At 61.1% G+C, this 15,601-nt stretch carries 20 protein-coding genes; 8 read left to right on the plus strand and 12 right to left on the minus strand.

What is annotated here, in order from left to right:
• Positions 1 to 216: 216 nt before the first annotated feature.
• The 9 genes from ACA056_RS25535 to nrdR all read right to left on the minus strand — a co-directional run bounded on the left by ACA056_RS25535 (position 217) and on the right by nrdR (position 6,937).
• Positions 217 to 954 carry a substrate-binding periplasmic protein gene (locus ACA056_RS25535; protein ID WP_497268656.1) on the minus strand — a complete coding sequence of 246 codons (738 nt, stop codon included), beginning with the start codon at positions 952 to 954 and terminating at the stop codon, positions 217 to 219.
• A 22-nt stretch (positions 955 to 976) separates the two neighbouring features.
• Positions 977 to 1,480, minus strand: coding sequence for a phosphatidylglycerophosphatase A family protein (locus ACA056_RS25540; protein ID WP_003228639.1), 504 nt, complete (start codon positions 1,478 to 1,480; stop codon positions 977 to 979).
• Positions 1,477 to 2,442, minus strand: coding sequence for a thiamine-phosphate kinase (thiL, locus tag ACA056_RS25545; RefSeq protein ID WP_497268658.1), 966 nt, complete (start codon positions 2,440 to 2,442; stop codon positions 1,477 to 1,479). Before thiL ends, ACA056_RS25540 begins: the two co-directional genes overlap by 4 nt.
• A gap of 18 nt (positions 2,443 to 2,460) precedes the next feature.
• The gene (nusB, locus tag ACA056_RS25550; protein WP_008153530.1) at positions 2,461 to 2,961 is read right to left on the minus strand and encodes a transcription antitermination factor NusB; all 501 of its coding nucleotides are present in this window, start codon (positions 2,959 to 2,961) and stop codon (positions 2,461 to 2,463) included.
• Entirely contained in the window at positions 2,958 to 3,434 is a 477-nt protein-coding gene (gene ribH, locus ACA056_RS25555; protein ID WP_074871273.1) for a 6,7-dimethyl-8-ribityllumazine synthase, read from the minus strand. Before ribH ends, nusB begins: the two co-directional genes overlap by 4 nt.
• Before the next feature lie 91 nt (positions 3,435 to 3,525).
• Positions 3,526 to 4,617, minus strand: a complete 1,092-nt coding sequence (ribBA, locus tag ACA056_RS25560; RefSeq protein ID WP_033059428.1) for a bifunctional 3,4-dihydroxy-2-butanone-4-phosphate synthase/GTP cyclohydrolase II — start codon at positions 4,615 to 4,617, stop codon at positions 3,526 to 3,528.
• A gap of 16 nt (positions 4,618 to 4,633) precedes the next feature.
• Positions 4,634 to 5,296, minus strand: a complete 663-nt coding sequence (locus ACA056_RS25565) for a riboflavin synthase (protein ID WP_008033746.1) — start codon at positions 5,294 to 5,296, stop codon at positions 4,634 to 4,636.
• 46 nt (positions 5,297 to 5,342) lie between these two features.
• Positions 5,343 to 6,476 carry a bifunctional diaminohydroxyphosphoribosylaminopyrimidine deaminase/5-amino-6-(5-phosphoribosylamino)uracil reductase RibD gene (gene ribD, locus ACA056_RS25570; RefSeq protein WP_497268661.1) on the minus strand — a complete coding sequence of 378 codons (1,134 nt, stop codon included), beginning with the start codon at positions 6,474 to 6,476 and terminating at the stop codon, positions 5,343 to 5,345.
• Positions 6,473 to 6,937, minus strand: coding sequence for a transcriptional regulator NrdR (gene nrdR, locus ACA056_RS25575; RefSeq protein ID WP_003228656.1), 465 nt, complete (start codon positions 6,935 to 6,937; stop codon positions 6,473 to 6,475). Before nrdR ends, ribD begins: the two co-directional genes overlap by 4 nt.
• 128 nt (positions 6,938 to 7,065) lie before the next feature.
• On the opposite strand from nrdR, the gene ACA056_RS25580 reads away from it, so the two are divergent.
• The 3 genes from ACA056_RS25580 to trxA are packed head-to-tail and all read left to right on the plus strand — an operon-like array spanning position 7,066 to position 9,095.
• The gene (locus ACA056_RS25580; protein WP_497268663.1) at positions 7,066 to 7,530 is read left to right on the plus strand and encodes a hypothetical protein; all 465 of its coding nucleotides are present in this window, start codon (positions 7,066 to 7,068) and stop codon (positions 7,528 to 7,530) included.
• Positions 7,527 to 8,183 carry a class I SAM-dependent methyltransferase gene (locus ACA056_RS25585; protein ID WP_497268665.1) on the plus strand — a complete coding sequence of 219 codons (657 nt, stop codon included), beginning with the start codon at positions 7,527 to 7,529 and terminating at the stop codon, positions 8,181 to 8,183. The genes ACA056_RS25580 and ACA056_RS25585 overlap by 4 nt, the downstream gene beginning before the upstream one ends.
• 39 nt (positions 8,184 to 8,222) lie before the next feature.
• Positions 8,223 to 9,095, plus strand: a complete 873-nt coding sequence (gene trxA / locus ACA056_RS25590) for a thioredoxin (RefSeq protein WP_415765701.1) — start codon at positions 8,223 to 8,225, stop codon at positions 9,093 to 9,095.
• On the opposite strand, the gene ACA056_RS25595 is transcribed toward trxA, so the two are convergent.
• Positions 9,092 to 9,439 carry a hypothetical protein gene (locus ACA056_RS25595; RefSeq protein ID WP_497268667.1) on the minus strand — a complete coding sequence of 116 codons (348 nt, stop codon included), beginning with the start codon at positions 9,437 to 9,439 and terminating at the stop codon, positions 9,092 to 9,094. The genes trxA and ACA056_RS25595 overlap by 4 nt on opposite strands.
• A 135-nt stretch (positions 9,440 to 9,574) precedes the next feature.
• Here ACA056_RS25595 and ACA056_RS25600 point away from each other — a divergent pair, with 135 nt between their 5' ends.
• The 5 genes from ACA056_RS25600 to ACA056_RS25620 all read left to right on the plus strand — a co-directional run bounded on the left by ACA056_RS25600 (position 9,575) and on the right by ACA056_RS25620 (position 13,737).
• Positions 9,575 to 10,153, plus strand: a complete 579-nt coding sequence (locus tag ACA056_RS25600; RefSeq protein ID WP_497268669.1) for a DUF2796 domain-containing protein — start codon at positions 9,575 to 9,577, stop codon at positions 10,151 to 10,153.
• A gap of 155 nt (positions 10,154 to 10,308) precedes the next feature.
• Positions 10,309 to 11,019 (plus strand): ABC transporter ATP-binding protein, encoded by a 711-nt coding sequence (locus ACA056_RS25605; protein WP_497268671.1) that lies wholly within the window; start codon positions 10,309 to 10,311, stop codon positions 11,017 to 11,019.
• A gap of 1 nt (position 11,020) precedes the next feature.
• Positions 11,021 to 12,286 carry an ABC transporter permease gene (locus ACA056_RS25610; protein ID WP_497268673.1) on the plus strand — a complete coding sequence of 422 codons (1,266 nt, stop codon included), beginning with the start codon at positions 11,021 to 11,023 and terminating at the stop codon, positions 12,284 to 12,286.
• 11 nt (positions 12,287 to 12,297) lie between these two features.
• A complete protein-coding gene (locus ACA056_RS25615) occupies positions 12,298 to 12,816 on the plus strand; it encodes a DUF3299 domain-containing protein (protein ID WP_497268675.1) in 519 nt (172 codons plus the stop codon).
• A 222-nt stretch (positions 12,817 to 13,038) separates the two neighbouring features.
• Positions 13,039 to 13,737, plus strand: coding sequence for an OmpW/AlkL family protein (locus ACA056_RS25620; RefSeq protein ID WP_497268677.1), 699 nt, complete (start codon positions 13,039 to 13,041; stop codon positions 13,735 to 13,737).
• 56 nt (positions 13,738 to 13,793) lie between these two features.
• Here ACA056_RS25620 and pgnE read toward each other — a convergent pair whose 3' ends face one another.
• Positions 13,794 to 14,723 (minus strand): UDP-N-acetylglucosamine epimerase PgnE, encoded by a 930-nt coding sequence (pgnE, locus tag ACA056_RS25625; protein ID WP_497268679.1) that lies wholly within the window; start codon positions 14,721 to 14,723, stop codon positions 13,794 to 13,796.
• Positions 14,716 to 15,600: a sugar nucleotide-binding protein gene (locus ACA056_RS25630; protein WP_046053235.1), complete on the minus strand. Its 885-nt coding sequence runs from the start codon at positions 15,598 to 15,600 to the stop codon at positions 14,716 to 14,718. The genes pgnE and ACA056_RS25630 overlap by 8 nt, the downstream gene beginning before the upstream one ends.
• Position 15,601: the final 1 nt, after the last annotated feature.

Raw genomic sequence — 15,601 nt, forward strand, 5'->3', positions numbered from 1 at the left:
AGACGCGGCATTGTAACAGCACGTTCCGACAGACGCTTAGGCTGAATTATGGGGCATAACAATCAAAAAGTTAGATATCCGGCCCGCCCCAGCCCCCTGTGGGAGCGAGCTTGCTCGCGATGGCGGACTGTCTGCTACCAAAATGCTGACTGACACACCGTCATCGCGAGCAAGCTCGCTCCCACAGTGGATCGTCTCCAGCCACAAGGTTTGTGTTCAGTTTGAGTCGAATGGATAGGGTTGTTTCCAGCGCTCGAAGATCGGTTTCAGCTGGCCGTTTTTCACCAGTTGCTCCATGCGCTGATCGAACAGCGCCATCAGCGCTCGGGCCTTGGGGGTCTTGGCAAAGCACAGATACAGCGGCAATTCCGCGATGTGGGTGCGACGGAACTGCGACGGATCCTTGGCCCACCTGAGGACATAGTCGACCTCGGTCAGTGCGTCGATGTAAAAGTCGGCGCGGTTGCGGGTCAACATCGACAAAATCCCGGTACGCCGCATGACTTCGTTATAGCGGCGTACGTTGGGCAGGTAATCCTGATAGTCGTAGCCACGGACCCAGGCCAGTCGATAGTTGCCCAGGGTTTCCGGGGTCGGTGCGGGGTTGCTGGCCAGGCCCAAGGCATAGATGTGATCGGTATCGAAGTTCCAGCGCGGATAGAGCAGATCGCTGGACTCATCAAGATAGGAGCCGACACAGGCATCCACTTCGCCGCGCTGGGCCAGGCCCATGGAGCGCACGTAGGGTTCGCTGCGGATGTCCAGTTTGACCCCCGCCGGCTCGAAGACTTCCCGCAACACGTCCCAGCCCAGACCGTGGCCATCGGCGGCGGTGTAGTCTTCCCAGTCTTCGCTGGCCAGATGAATCACCGACGGCATTGTGCCCTCGTCACTCGCCTGGGCGAGCGAGCAAAACATCGCGAAAATCATCACAGCCAACCAGCGTCGAGCCATCCCTAGTCCCCTGTTTTGCCCGTCAGGCAAAAATCCATACCAGCCCCTGCATCGCCAACCACGCAAACACCCCGGCCAATACATCATCGAGCATGATCCCGACGCCGCCATGCACATGCCGGTCGATCCAGCGAATCGGCCACGGCTTGAGGATGTCGAAGAAACGGAACATCAGAAACCCCGCCAGCAACCAGTACCAACCTTCCGGCACCAGCCACAGGGTGATCCACATCCCGACCATTTCGTCCCAGACGATGCCTTCGTGGTCGTGCACCCGCAAATCGTCGGCGACCTTGCCGCACAGCCAGAAGCCAAACAGCATGGTGATGCCGAGCATCAGCCAATAACCCCAATCGGGCAGCATCTGCCACAACGGGATAAAGGGTAGCGCAACTAACGAACCCCAGGTGCCCGGTGCTTTTGGCAAGGTGCCCGAGCCAAAGCCGAACGCCAGGAAATGCCACGGATTGCGCCAGACCGAGGGCGGTACGAATTCCGCAGGGACCTGTTTGGGATGATCTGTCACGGTGTCTCCCGAAAATGTTGATAACCCCGGGCTTGCGGGGTGATGTCTTGTCCGTCGGCGTCCAGCAGCACTACGCCCTGCCCCGTCACAACACGCCCGACCACATGGATCGGCCAGCCATCGGCCACCAATTTCGGCAACTCGACGGACGGCAAGGTAAAGGCCAGCACGTAATCATCACCGCCGCTCAGGGCCGCTTTTTCGGCACCCGACTGGCCGAGGAACGCGACTAAAGCGTTCGACAGTGGCAGCGTGTCCCGTTCAACCTGAATGCCGACCTTCGATGCGAGGGCAATATGTCCGCAGTCCGCGAGCAGGCCGTCGGAGATGTCCAGCGCCGAGGTGGCTTTGCCGCGCAGCGCCTGGCCCAACGCGAGTTGCGGCTGCGGCGACCAGTAATGTGCCAGCAGCGGATCGGCGATGGCGGTTTCAGCCTCCCGCTGGCCGAGCACCAGCGGTAATGCTCCCGCCGCGTTACCAAGCTCACCGCCAACGCACAGCAAGTCGCCAGGCTGCGCACCGCTGCGGGTCAACGCCAGACCTGTCGGCACACGACCGAGCACGGTCATGGTCAGGCTCAATGGCCCACGGGTGGTATCACCGCCCACCAGCGCCACACCACAGCGCTGTGCCATGATGTTCAAACCACGGGCGTAGGCGTCCAGCCAATCGGCGGTCACCGTCGGCAAGGTCAGGGCAAGGGTAAAGGCAACGGGAGTGGCGCCCATGGCAGCCAGATCGCTGACGGCCACGGCCAGCGAACGCTGACCGAGCAGAAACGGGTCGCAGGGATCTGCGAAATGCACACCGGCAACGAGTGTGTCGGTGGAAATGGCCAACTGCTCCCCGGGGGGAACAGCCAGCAAGGCGCAGTCATCACCGATCCCGAGGGCAACGCCTTCGCCGCCCTGCGCACAGGGCGCGGCGGCGAAGAAATTGCGGATCAGCTCAAACTCGCCCATCGCAAATTCAAGCGCCGATTAGCGCTTGAACGCCTTCACTTCAGCTTCACGCAGACGCGGGGCCAGTTTGTCGAGTACACCGTTGACGAACTTGTGGCCGTCGGTGGAACCGAAGACTTTCGCCAGCTCGATACCTTCGTTGATCACAACGCGGTACGGCACGTCGACGCGCTTGAGCAGTTCCCAGGTCGACAGGCGCAGAACGGCCAGTTCAACCGGGTCCAGCTCTTCGATCGTGATGTCCAGGCACGGCGTCAGTGCAGCGTCGATCTCAGGCTTGTGAGCCGGAACGCCGTGCAGGATGTCGTGAAAGTAAGCGGCATCGACATCGCTGAAATCGTTATCGACCCGAAACTGCGCTTCGATCTCGTTCAAAGATTGCTTGGCCATGTGCCACTGGTACAGCGCCTGAGTCGCGAGCTGACGGGCTTCGCGACGCTTGACGCTTTTCGATGGCTTGCCGGCATCCGCAGGCTTTGGATCGCGCGGGTTGAAACGATCGCTTTCGTCGCTAATCACTTGGCCTCCAACTGCGCCAGCAGGCTGACCATTTCCAGAGCGGACAGGGCAGCTTCAGCACCTTTGTTACCGGCCTTGGTGCCGGAACGTTCAATGGCTTGCTCGATGGAATCAACGGTCAGTACGCCGAACGCGACCGGAACGCCGAACTCCATGGACACCTGGGACAGGCCCTTGGTGCATTCGCCAGCCACGTATTCGAAGTGCGGAGTACCGCCACGAATGACCGCGCCCAGGGCGATGATTGCCGCGTATTCGCCCTTCTGAGCGACTTTCTGCGCAACCAGCGGGATTTCGAAGGCGCCAGGTGCGCGGATGATGGTGATGTCGCTTTCGCTCACGCCGTGGCGAACCAGGGCATCAACTGCACCGCTGACCAGACTTTCAACGACGAAGCTGTTGAAACGGCCTACTACCAAAGCGTAGCGGCCTTTAGGGGCGATGAAGGTACCTTCGATGGTCTTCAGGGTCATTCGTTAGATCTCTTAAAGAGCCGGGACGCGTTTTCTACGCGTCCCTCAGTGATGTGTTAACCGCGAATCAAGGACTGGAAACAACCGGTCATTATTCGGAGGGCACGTATTCTACAACTTCCAGATCGAAACCGGATATCGCATTAAATTTCATTGGCGCACTCATCAGGCGCATTTTGCGCACGCCCAGGTCCCGGAGGATCTGCGAACCGGCACCAACGATGCTGTAGGTGGTCGGTTTTTTCGCCGGAACGTGCTCCGCGGTTTCGCGGATATGTGCCAGCAACACGTCGCCATCGAGCGGGTGACCGAGCAACAGCACGACACCGCTGCCAGCCTCGGCAACCGCAGCCATCGCGGCGCGCAGGCTCCAGCGGCCAGGCTGCTTGACCATCAACAGGTCGCGCAGGGGGTCCATGTTGTGCACCCGAACCAGGGTCGGCTCTTCGGCGCACACGGTGCCCAGGGTCAGGGCCATGTGCACGTCGCCTTCCACGGAATCACGATAGGTCACCAGGTTGAATTGGCCCAGTTCGCTGTCCAGCGGCTGCTCGGCAATCCGCTGAACGGTACGTTCGTGGATCATCCGGTAGTGAATCAGGTCGGCGATGGTGCCGATCTTGATGTTGTGTTCGGCAGCGAAAGCTTCCAGTTCCGCGCGGCGGGACATGGTGCCGTCGTCGTTCATCACTTCGCAGATCACGCCGCTCGGTTCGAAACCGGCCATGCGCGCCAGGTCGCAGGCCGCTTCGGTGTGGCCGGCACGGGCCAGGGTGCCGCCAGCCTGAGCCATCAGCGGGAAGATGTGGCCGGGGCTGACGATGTCTTCAGCCTTGGCGTCTTTTGCGGCAGCGGCCTGCACGGTACGCGCACGGTCGGCGGCGGAGATGCCGGTGGTCACGCCGGTGGCTGCTTCGATGGACACGGTGAACTTGGTGCCGAAGCCGGAACCGTTGCGCGGTGCCATCAAGGGCAGCTTCAGCAGTTCGCAGCGCTCGCGGCTCATCGGCATGCAGATCAGGCCACGGGCGTGCTTGGCCATGAAGTTGATGTGTTCAGGCTGGCAGCACTCGGCGGCCATGATCAGGTCGCCTTCGTTCTCGCGGTCTTCGTCATCCATGAGGATGACCATCTTGCCTTGGCGGATGTCTTCAACCAGTTCTTCGATGCTATTGAGCGCCACAAGGCACCCCCTTGGGTCAGGATTTGAGGTAGCCGTTGGCGGCCAGAAAGCTTTCGGTGATGTTACTGGACGTAGGCTCTGCGGCCTTATCGCCCAACAACAGGCGTTCCAGATAACGTGCCAGCAAGTCAACTTCGAGGTTCACCCGGCGACCTGGCTGGTACGACGCCATGATGGTTTCGCTCAGGGTGTGCGGAATGATCGTCAGCAAGAACTCGGCGCCATCGACCGCGTTCACGGTCAGGCTGGTGCCGTCGACGGTGATCGAGCCTTTATGGGCGATGTACTTGGCCAGCTCTTTCGGCGCGCGGATACGGAACTCTACAGCGCGAGCATTCTCGGTACGGGCAACCACTTCACCCACGCCATCGACATGGCCGCTGACCAGATGCCCGCCGAGGCGAGTGGTCGGGGTCAGGGCTTTTTCCAGGTTGACCGGGCTGCCACTTTTCAGATCATTCATGGCGGTGCAGTCGAGGGTTTCGCGACTGACGTCCGCCGCAAAGCCGTTGCCTGGTAACTCAACCGCAGTCAGGCACACGCCGTTGACCGCGATGCTGTCACCCAGTTTGACGTCGCTCAGGTCGAGCTTGCCGGTTTCTACGTGTACCCGCACATCTCCGCCTTTTGGGGTCAATGCACGAATACTGCCGATGGATTCGATGATGCCGGTAAACATGGAGTCCTCCTCGAGAACAGGGCCGTCGCGTGGCGCAGGCCCGGAATTATACGCTCGCCGCTGGCGAAGGAATGGCGATGACTCGCCAGTCATCGCCAACCGCGCGAATTTCGGTGATTTTGAGTTCAGGCGCATCCTTCATTTGCGCGAGCGGCCAATCCAGCAACGGACGCGCAGACGAACCTAAAAACTTGCCAGCGATGAAAATCTGGAATTCGTCCACCAGCCCTTGCTGAGCGAAAGCCCCGGCGAGACGCGGCCCCGCTTCGACCAGCACTTCGTTGACCCCACGGGCGGCGAGTTCGACCAGCAGTTTGCGCAAGTCGACCAAGCCATCCTCACCCGCCACGATCAGGCATTCCGGACCGTTGGCGTATTGCTCCTCGATCGCCATGCACGTGGCGACCAATGCAGGCCCGGCCTTGAAGAACGGCGCGTCCAGCGGCACGCGCAGGCGGCCGTCAATCAGCACGCGAAGCGGCGGACGGCTCATGGCCAGGGCCGTTTGCTCAGGATCCAGGCCCAACTCATCAGCACGCACGGTGAGACGGGCGTTGTCTGCCAGCACCGTGTCGGCGCCGGTCAGCACTACGCTGGCCTGAGCGCGCAGGCGTTGTACCGCCGAACGCGCCGCCGAGCCGGTGATCCATTGGCTTTCACCGCTTTCCATCGCCGTGCGACCGTCGAGGCTCATGGCCAACTTGACCCGCACGAATGGCAAGCCGTGCTCCATGCGCTTGAGGAAACCTTCATTGAGCTTGCGCGCTTCGCCTTCCAGCACACCGCTTTCGGTAGCAATACCGGCCTGAGCCAGGCGCTGCATGCCACGACCGGCAACCGACGGGTTCGGGTCTTGCATCGCCGCGACGACCCGTGCGAGGCCGGCATTCACCAACGCATCGGCGCAGGGTGGCGTGTGGCCGTGGTGGCTGCACGGTTCGAGGGTCACGTAAGCGGTGGCGCCTCGAGCCTTGTCGCCTGCGGCACGCAGGGCGTGGACTTCGGCATGCGGCTCGCCGGTACGCACGTGCCAGCCTTCGCCGACAATTTGCCCGTCACGCACGATCACGCAGCCAACCCGAGGGTTGGGGTGTGTCGTGTAATGACCTTTGCGCGCCAGTTCCAGGGCACGGGCCATGTAATGGGCGTCGAGGATGGCTTGTTCTGCGGAGGTGGTCATTCTTTCACCGGCTCACGGGCCAGGCGATCGATCTCTTCGCGGAACTCGTTGAGGTCCTGGAAGCGCCGATACACGGAGGCGAAACGAATGTAGGCGACTTCGTCGAGCTTTTGCAGCTCGGCCATCACCAGTTCACCGACGACAAGGGATTTAACCTCTCGCTCACCGGTGGCGCGCAGTTTGTGTTTGATGTGCACCAACGACGATTCCAGGCGCTCGACACTCACCGGGCGCTTCTCCAGCGCACGCTGCATGCCGGCGCGGAGTTTTTCTTCGTCGAACGGCTGGCGGCTGCCGTCGGTTTTGATCAGGCGCGGCAACACCAGTTCGGCCGTCTCGAACGTCGTGAAACGCTCGCCGCAGGCCAGGCATTCACGCCGGCGGCGTACCTGTTCGCCCTCGGCGACCAGACGCGAGTCGATGACCTTGGTGTCGTTGGCACCGCAGAAGGGACAGTGCATGGTGGCAGGCAACAAAAAAAGGGAGGGCCATGGTAGCGCATCCCCGTGGCAAGACAAGCCATAGGGTTTGCGGTATACAGACGGGCTATAAAGCTAGATCCATGGATTTCACCTTGCTGGAGCCGAAAATGTCCCTAAGACCGCTCGTTTTGCTCAGTCTTTTCAGCCTGCTGGTGGCCTGCAGCAGCGATGCGCCCAAGCCCCAGCCGCCGACGCCCGGCCCCGCACCACAACAGGCACAGAAGAAAGCCAAGGAATCGGCCAACCTCGGCCCGCTGCCGGCGTATCAGCGTGAATTGAGCGGCACCCTGCAAGGTGTGCCGGTCGGTGCCGAAGTCGAGCTGGCGCTGCTGGTGATCGACGACAAGGACCGTCCGCAACAATTGCTGGCCAGTTCCAGCCTGATCGGCACCAATCAGGTTCTGCCGTTTCACCTGCGTTTCAACCCGGAATCCTTTCCGGTCGGTGCACGTGTTGAACTGCGTGGCCGCGCCAGCCAGTCCGGCCAGCTGATTTTGCATCTGCCGTCGCAAGTCATCAGCCAGCCAACGACGCAAGTGCTGGGTCAGCTGCAATTCGTCAAAGCGCCATGATTGCACCGCTCGACCTGCAACAGGCGCTAGGCGAACTGCTCGGTGACGCACAGCTGGTTGCCTGTGAATTACCCGATACCGACCTGAAGCTTTGGCTGATCGACGGCGACAACATGGACCGCGCGTTCAGCCCGGAAGAAACCCGGCGGATTCTGCATGAGCCGCCCTACTGGAGTTTCTGCTGGGCCAGTGGTCTGGCGGTCGCCCGCTATCTCGCCGAATACCCTGAGTGGGTCAAAGGCAAACGGGTGCTGGATTTCGGCGCCGGTTCCGGGGTGGCGGGGATCGCGGCAGTCAAGGCCGGAGCGCTGGAAGTGGTGGCCTGTGACCTCGACCCGCTGGCGATTGCGGCGTGTCGGGCGAATGCCGAACTCAATGGTGTACACCTCAACTACTCGACGGACTTTTTCGCCGAGGCGGATCGGTTTGATCTGATTCTGGTGGCCGACGTGCTGTACGACCGGGCGAATCTGCCGTTGCTCGATGAATTCTTGAGTCGCGGCCAGGAAGCCCTGGTGGCCGATTCACGCGTGAGGGATTTTCGCCACCCGTTGTATCAACGCATCGAGATGCTGGAGGCGATGACCTTGCCCGATCTGGCCGAGCCCGAAGAGTTTCGGCATGTGAGCCTCTACCACGCGCGGCGCGGCTAGCCTTATAGTTGCCCCATTCACGCTTTTACGAGATCCCCCATGAGTCAGGAAACGCCGTACATCTTCGACGCCACGACTGCCGATTTCGAGCAGTCGGTGATCGAGAACTCTTTCCACAAACCGGTGCTGGTGGATTTCTGGGCCGAATGGTGTGCGCCGTGCAAGGCGTTGATGCCGATGCTGCAAACCATCGCCGAGAGCTATCAGGGCGAGTTGCTGCTGGCCAAGGTCAACTGCGACGTCGAACCGGACATCGTTTCGCGCTTCGGCATTCGCAGCCTGCCGACGGTGGTGCTGTTCAAGGACGGTCAGCCGGTGGATGGTTTCGCCGGTGCACAGCCGGAATCCGCCGTGCGCGCGATGCTTGAGCCTCACGTGCAAATGCCGCCGCCGGCGGCTGCCGACCCGTTCGAACAGGCTCAGGCGCTGTTTGATGACAACCGTTTCGCCGATGCCGAAGCCACCCTCAAAGTGCTGCTGGGCGAAGACAACACCAATGCCAAGGCGCTGATTCTCTACGCCCGCTGCCTCACCGAACGTGGCGAGTTGAGCGAAGCACAAACCGTGCTCGACGCGGTCAAGAGCGACGAGCACAAGGCCGCCCTCGCCGGCGCCAAGGCGCAGATCCAGTTCCTCGGTCAGGCCAAGGACCTGCCGGATGCGGCAGACCTGAAAGCGCGTCTGGCGAAAAATCCGCAGGACGATGAAGCGGTTTATCAGCTGGCGATCCAGCAACTGGCCCGTCAGCAGTACGATGCGGCGCTGGATGCGTTGCTCAAGCTGTTCGTGCGTAATCGCAGCTACAGCGAAGGCCTGCCGCACAAGACCTTGCTGCAGGTGTTCGAACTGCTGGGTAACGATCACCCGCTGGTGACCACGTACCGCCGCAAGTTGTTTGCTGCACTTTATTAACCTGCGTTGATCCAGCTGTAGAGCGGCGTATCCCCGCCGCTCGTCACTTTCACATCAGAGCAGTGGCGCAAACGCACCAGCAAGCGTTTGCCCGACGCCGCGCTGCCGGTCAGTCCTTCCAACTGATCCAGCAAATCCGGACCGCTCAATTGCCCGGCCTTGCGCAGCAAATCCTTGGCGATCTGCCACAGCGCATCATCCTGATTGATCGGTTTTGCCGGCACTGCACTGGCCTCCGGCTTCATCACCTGCAACTGCGCACCGAGCCGTGCCCAGTCGCCGTCATCCATCTCCAGAGTCAAATCCACCGGCCAGTCGCCGATGCTTCCGCGTATACGCAACATAAGTCTGCTCCTGCACATTTCTGACTTGCATGCTCCCATGGGACTTGTGCAACGCCAAGCAGGCGGTCAAACTCTCGCCACTTACGTTATAAGATTACATAACAAACTCTTCATTTTACTTTTCGGAGACCCGCCATGCGCCGTCTGCTTCTCGCTCTGCCGTTTGCCCTGTTACCGCTGGCCGTCGCCTACGCCGCTGATGAACATGATCATGAGCACGGCAGCCTCAGCGCCCACGAACATGGTGTCGGCCGCCTGAACGCAGCACTGGATGGTCAAACCCTGGAGCTGGAACTGGAAAGCCCGGCGATGAACCTGGTGGGTTTCGAACACGCCGCCGCCACCGACGCCGACAAGGCCAAAGTCACCGCCGTTCGTGCGCAGCTAGAGAAACCGCTGGTGCTGTTCAACCTGCCGAAAGCCGCTGGTTGCGTGGTCGCGACACAGGAACTGGAAAGCCCGTTGTTCGGCGACAAGCCGGATGCCGATGATGATCATGACGAAGAGGCCAAGGGCGAACATCACCACGACCACAGCGAAATCCACGCTCATTATCAATTCAGTTGCTCGGCACCGGGCGCGCTGAAAAACCTGGACCTGGCGAACATCTTCAACACCTTCCCGGCGACCCAGAAGATTCAGGTACAACTGATCAGCCCGAGCGGGCAGCAAGGGGTTGAAGTGACGGCCAAGGCTGCGGCCCTGAAATTCTAAATTCACCGAAGATCCCTGTGGGAGCGAGCTTGCTCGCGATGGCGGTTTAACAGTCAACATAGATGCTGAATGTTATGGCCTCATCGCGAGCAAGCTCGCTCCCACAAGGGGTTGTGTTGAATGTGAGATTGAGACAAACCCATGAAATCGGCGCTATGACCCAAGCACTCATCGAACTGTCCGACCTGGGCTTCAGCTGGCCCGGTCATCCGCCGCTGCTGGATATCCCGGCGTTTCGCCTGGAGCCTGGAGAAACCCTGTTCCTCAAAGGCCCCAGCGGCAGCGGCAAGACCACCCTGCTCGGCCTGCTCGGCGGTGTGCAGAAGCCTGATCGCGGCAGCATCCGCTTGCTGGGCCAGGAGCTGACCGAACTCTCGGCCGGTGCTCGCGACCGTTTCCGGGTCGATCACACCGGCTACATCTTCCAGCAGTTCAATTTGCTGCCGTTTCTCTCGGTGCGCGAGAACGTTGAGTTGCCCTGCCACTTTTCCAAACTGCGCGCGGAACGGGCGATCCAGCGTCACGGCAGCGTCGATCAGGCGGCGGCCACCCTCCTTGCCCACTTGGGTCTGAAGGACCAAAACCTGCTCGGCCGCCGCGCCGATTCGCTGTCCATCGGCCAGCAGCAACGCGTTGCCGCTGCGCGCGCGTTGATCGGTCAGCCTGAATTGGTGATCGCCGACGAACCGACTTCGGCCCTGGATTACGACGCCCGCGAGAACTTCATTCGCTTGCTGTTCGCCGAATGCCGCGAAGCCGGATCGAGCCTGCTGTTCGTCAGCCATGACCAGAGCCTGGCACCGCTGTTCGATCGCCACTTGTCGCTGGCCGATCTCAATCGCGCCGCCACCCCGTCCGAGGTCTGAGATGTATTTGTTTCGTCTAGCCATGGCCAGCCTGGCTAATCGCCGCTTCACCGCGATCCTCACCGCGTTCGCCATTGCCCTGTCGGTCTGCCTGCTGCTCGCGGTGGAACGGGTGCGCACCGAAGCCAAGGCCAGTTTCGCCAGCACCATCAGCGGTACCGACCTGATCGTCGGCGCCCGCTCCGGTTCGGTGAACCTGTTGCTGTACTCGGTGTTCCGCATCGGCAACGCCACCAACAACATCCGTTGGGACAGCTTCGAACACTTCGCCAACAACCCGAAAGTGAAGTGGGCAATCCCGATGTCCCTCGGCGACTCCCATCGCGGTTTCCGAGTGATGGGCACCACCGAGGCGTACTTCGAGCATTACCAATACGGACATCAGCAACACCTGGAACTGGCCGACGGCCGTGCCTTCGCCACTGATCCGTTTGAAGTGGTACTCGGTGCCGAAGTGGCCGAAGCGCTGCACTACAAACTCGGTGACAAACTGGTGCTGGCCCACGGCGTGGCGGTGATCAGCCTGGTCAAGCACGACGACAAGCCGTTCACCGTGGTCGGCATTCTCAAACGCACCGGCACCCCGGTGGACCGCACGCTGCACATCAGTCTCGGCGGTATGGAAGCCATACACATCGACTGGCACAACGGCGTGCCGGCGCGCGGCAACGGTCGGATCAGTGCCGATCAGGCACGCAACATGGACCTGACGCCGCAAGCGATCACGGCGTTCATGCTCGGTCTCAACAGCAAGATTTCGACCTTCGCGCTACAGCGCGAGATCAATGAATTTCTGGGTGAACCGATGCTGGCGATCCTGCCGGGCGTGGCGCTGCAAGAGCTGTGGAGTTTGATGAGCACGGCGGAAAAAGCCTTGTTCGTGGTCTCGCTGTTCGTGGTGCTGACCGGGTTGATCGGCATGCTCACGGCAATCCTCACCAGCCTCAACGAACGCCGTCGGGAGATGGCGATTCTGCGTTCGGTGGGTGCCCGGCCGTGGCACATCGCGACGTTGCTGGTGCTGGAGGCGTTTGCCCTGGCGTTGTCGGGCGTGATTGCCGGGGTGGGTCTTTTGTATGTAGGCATCGCCTTGGCCCAAGGTTATGTGCAAGCGAATTATGGCTTGTACCTGCCGCTGGCCTGGCCGAGCGAATATGAATGGACGCTGCTCGGTGGCATCCTGATCGCCGCGTTGCTGATGGGCAGCGTGCCGGCCTGGCGCGCGTATCGCCAATCTTTGGCCGATGGCCTGTCGATCCGTTTATGAGGACGTTGAATATGCCCCGCGCTGTGCTTGCGCTGTTGATGCTGGTCGCCTTGCCCCTGTGGGCGGCCGAGCCGAAAGACCTGACCTGGTCGGAAATGATCCCGCCAGACGCCGCACCGGAAGTACCGAACATGACGCCGCTGCACGACCTGTCGCAGATGGGCAACGCGTTGGCCGCCGAATCGGCGCCAGCGGCCAAGCAAGACATGCCCAATGCACCGGTGGTGAAAAGCCTCGACGGTCAGAACATTCGACTGCCGGGCTACATCGTGCCGCTGGAAGTGAGTGAAGAAGGTCGCACCACGGAGTTTCTGCTGGTGCCTTATTTCGGCGCCTGCATCCACGTGCCGCCACCGCCGTCGAACCAGATCGTGCACGTCAAAAGCGAGGTGGGTGTGAAGCTTGACGAGTTGTATCAGCCGTACTGGATCGAAGGGGCATTGCAGGTTAAAGCGTCGACCAGCGAGTTGGCGGATGCCGGGTATCAGATGCAGGCGGACAAGATTTATGCGTATGAATTGCCGGAGTGAAACCGGCAGTTATGTGTTGATTGTTAGATAGCCATCGCGAGCAAGCTCGCTCCCACAGGATTCAGGTGATCCCTGTGGGAGCGAGCTTGCTCGCGATAAGGCCCTCAAAGATTCCACAAAAAACGGGGCCATCACTGTTTCATTGAGCTGAGTCAAAAGACCGTATCAGACAGCTCCGTACCATTGGACATCAAAAATTTTTAACGTCCTTTGGAGCCCTCCATGCACAAGTCCTTGCTCAGCGCTTCGCTGTTTGCCCTCGCGCTCGCAGCACCGTTAGCCTACGCCCACGAAGCCGGCGATATCATCGTTCGTGCCGGTGCAATCACCGTCAACCCGAAAGCCGACAGCTCCAGCGTCAAGGTTGATCAAGGTCCGCTGAAGGGTGCCGATCTGGGTGGCAAGGCCACCATGAGCAGCGACACGCAACTGGGTTTGAACTTCGCTTACATGCTCAACAGCCACTGGGGGATCGAGCTGCTGGCAGCCTCGCCGTTCGAGCATGACGTGAAGCTCAAAGGCACCGCCCTCGGCGCGGCCAACGGCAAACTTGGTACGCTGAAACACCTGCCGCCCACCTTGAGCATTGTCTATTACCCACTGGACGGGAAGTCCGCCTTTCAGCCGTATGTCGGTGCCGGTATCAACTACACCTGGATCTACGACGAGCACGTTGGCAGCGAAGCCAGCGCCAACGGCTTCAGCAATTTCAAAGCGGATAACTCCTGGGGCATGGCCTTCCAGGTCGGCGCCGACTACATGCTGACCGACAGCATCATGATCAACGCCCAGGTGCGCTACATCGACATCGACACCACCGCGACCGTGCAAAATAACGCAGTGGCACAAGGCACTCGCGCCAAGGTCGATGTGGACGTAGACCCGTTCATCTACATGGTTGGCCTGGGTTACAAGTTCTAAAATTGCCGCACAAAAAAGGCGCCTCGAAAAGCGCCTTTTTCATGACTGCGTAAACCTCAGAGCCCCAACAATCGCGCCAGGCCGACACGCATCGGAGTCTGTTCCGGGTAGGTAAAGCGCTCCAGCAAACGCTGATTGTTCGCTCGCGAATGGCGGATGTCACCGGAGCGCGCCGGGCCATAGCTCACCGGCGGCAATTGACCGACCACCGTTTCAAGGGCTTCAAGCATTTGCTTGAGCGTGGTGGCCTGGTTCCAGCCGACGTTCACCGCGCCGACTTCGACCTGCGGTTTCTCGATGGCTTGCACCAGCAAGTCGACCAGGTCTTCGACGTAGACAAAATCGCGAGTCTGCTCACCGTCCCCGAACACCGTGATCGGCAGGCCCTTCTGCGCGCGCTCGCTGAAAATGCTGATCACCCCGGAGTACGGCGAGGACGGATCCTGGCGAGGGCCGAAGATGTTGAAGAAGCGAAATACCACCGGCTCCAGACCATGTTGGCGACGGTAAAAATCGAAGTAATGCTCGCTCGCCAACTTGTCCGAAGCGTAGGGCGTCAACGGTGCCTTGGGCGTGTCTTCGTCGATCGACTCGCCTTCGCCATTGTTGCCGTAGACCGCCGCGCTGGAGGCGTACAGTACCCGTTTGACACCGGTCTGACGCATGGCTTCGCAGACATTCAGCGAACCAATGAAATTGCTCTGGTGAGTCTTCACCGGATCATCCACCGACGCCTGCACCGAGGCCACCGCGGCCAGGTGCGCCACCGCGCTGCAACCGATCATCGCCTTCGCGACCAGCGCGGCATCGGCGACATCGCCCACGATCAGTTCGACGCCGGGATTGTCCAACGGCAAGTTGCTGCGCTTGCCGGTGGAGAGGTCATCGAGAATGCGCACCGAATGGCCCTTGGCGAGCAAGGCATCGGTGAGGTGCGAGCCGATGAAACCGGCACCGCCGGTGATTAAAACAGGGCCGTCAGCCATGGCGATAAAACCTATCCAGTAAGCCCGGGAGTGCCGCACGCCAGGCGCGAGGCTTGATCCCGAAAGTGTGCAGAATTTTCTTGCAGGCCAGCACCGCGTGTTGCGGTTCTTCGGCGGCGTCCGGTCGCGCGGCGTGAGCCTGAGCGGTCGGAGCTTCGATGGCGAGCGGATGCAGAGCGCGTGCTTCGGTGAGGATCGCCTGCCCAAGTGCCAGCGGCGTGGTCGCCTCATGCCCGGCGTAATGGTAGGTGCCCCACAGCGGCGCCGAGCAATCGAGTTGCTTGAGGACCGAGATGATCACCCGGGCGGCGTCATCCACCGGCGTCGGATTGCCCCGGCGGTCATCGGCCATGAGCAATTCTTCAGGCAGTTCGGCGCGACCGAGGAAACGCCCGAGGGTGCCGTCGGGGCTGTCATCCAGCAGCCAGCCGAATCGCAGCAACACGTGTTGCGGGCAGGTGGCGCGAACGCTTTGTTCGATTCGCCACAAGGCCTGACCGCGCAGGCCCAGGGGCACCGGTTCGTCTTTTTCGCTGTAGGCCGTCGCCCGGGAGCCATCGAACACGCGATAGCTCGACGGTTGCAGCAGCACGATGTTGTGATGCTGGCACAGTTCGGCCAGACGCTCGATCGCCCGCTCCTGCCCGGCCAGACGCTGTTCGCTGACCGTCTCCGCCTGAAACCAGTCGAAGTAATAGGCGAGGTTGATCAACGCGTCCGGACGGGTGTCGTCGAGCAGTTGCGTCAGGGTCGCGGCGTCCCAGCCGTCTTGCGGTGGGCGGGGGGCGAGGAAGCCGATGTCTTCCTCCGCACCGAGGCGAATCAGCGCCTGCCCAAGGGCATTTCCGCCGCCCAGTAACATAAGGCGCATTCGCATA

The sequence above is a fragment of the Pseudomonas sp. LBUM1666 genome (assembly GCF_059695775.1).

What these genes read in the sequence shown, in the direction of transcription:
- ACA056_RS25605 (WP_497268671.1), top strand. Translation starts at nt 10,309, where the DNA reads ATGACCCAAGCACTCATCGAACTGTCCGACCTGGGCTTCAGCTGGCCC.
- ribH (WP_074871273.1), bottom strand. Translation starts at nt 3,434, where the DNA reads ATGACCCTGAAGACCATCGAAGGTACCTTCATCGCCCCTAAAGGCCGC.
- ACA056_RS25615 (WP_497268675.1), top strand. Translation starts at nt 12,298, where the DNA reads ATGCCCCGCGCTGTGCTTGCGCTGTTGATGCTGGTCGCCTTGCCCCTG.
- ACA056_RS25585 (WP_497268665.1), top strand. Translation starts at nt 7,527, where the DNA reads ATGATTGCACCGCTCGACCTGCAACAGGCGCTAGGCGAACTGCTCGGT.
- ACA056_RS25565 (WP_008033746.1), bottom strand. Translation starts at nt 5,296, where the DNA reads ATGTTTACCGGCATCATCGAATCCATCGGCAGTATTCGTGCATTGACC.
- trxA (WP_415765701.1), top strand. Translation starts at nt 8,223, where the DNA reads ATGAGTCAGGAAACGCCGTACATCTTCGACGCCACGACTGCCGATTTC.
- pgnE (WP_497268679.1), bottom strand. Translation starts at nt 14,723, where the DNA reads ATGGCTGACGGCCCTGTTTTAATCACCGGCGGTGCCGGTTTCATCGGC.
- ACA056_RS25610 (WP_497268673.1), top strand. Translation starts at nt 11,021, where the DNA reads ATGTATTTGTTTCGTCTAGCCATGGCCAGCCTGGCTAATCGCCGCTTC.
- ribD (WP_497268661.1), bottom strand. Translation starts at nt 6,476, where the DNA reads ATGACCACCTCCGCAGAACAAGCCATCCTCGACGCCCATTACATGGCC.
- thiL (WP_497268658.1), bottom strand. Translation starts at nt 2,442, where the DNA reads ATGGGCGAGTTTGAGCTGATCCGCAATTTCTTCGCCGCCGCGCCCTGT.
- ACA056_RS25580 (WP_497268663.1), top strand. Translation starts at nt 7,066, where the DNA reads ATGTCCCTAAGACCGCTCGTTTTGCTCAGTCTTTTCAGCCTGCTGGTG.
- ACA056_RS25620 (WP_497268677.1), top strand. Translation starts at nt 13,039, where the DNA reads ATGCACAAGTCCTTGCTCAGCGCTTCGCTGTTTGCCCTCGCGCTCGCA.
- ACA056_RS25595 (WP_497268667.1), bottom strand. Translation starts at nt 9,439, where the DNA reads ATGTTGCGTATACGCGGAAGCATCGGCGACTGGCCGGTGGATTTGACT.
- ACA056_RS25535 (WP_497268656.1), bottom strand. Translation starts at nt 954, where the DNA reads ATGGCTCGACGCTGGTTGGCTGTGATGATTTTCGCGATGTTTTGCTCG.
- nrdR (WP_003228656.1), bottom strand. Translation starts at nt 6,937, where the DNA reads ATGCACTGTCCCTTCTGCGGTGCCAACGACACCAAGGTCATCGACTCG.
- ACA056_RS25630 (WP_046053235.1), bottom strand. Translation starts at nt 15,600, where the DNA reads ATGCGAATGCGCCTTATGTTACTGGGCGGCGGAAATGCCCTTGGGCAG.
- ACA056_RS25600 (WP_497268669.1), top strand. Translation starts at nt 9,575, where the DNA reads ATGCGCCGTCTGCTTCTCGCTCTGCCGTTTGCCCTGTTACCGCTGGCC.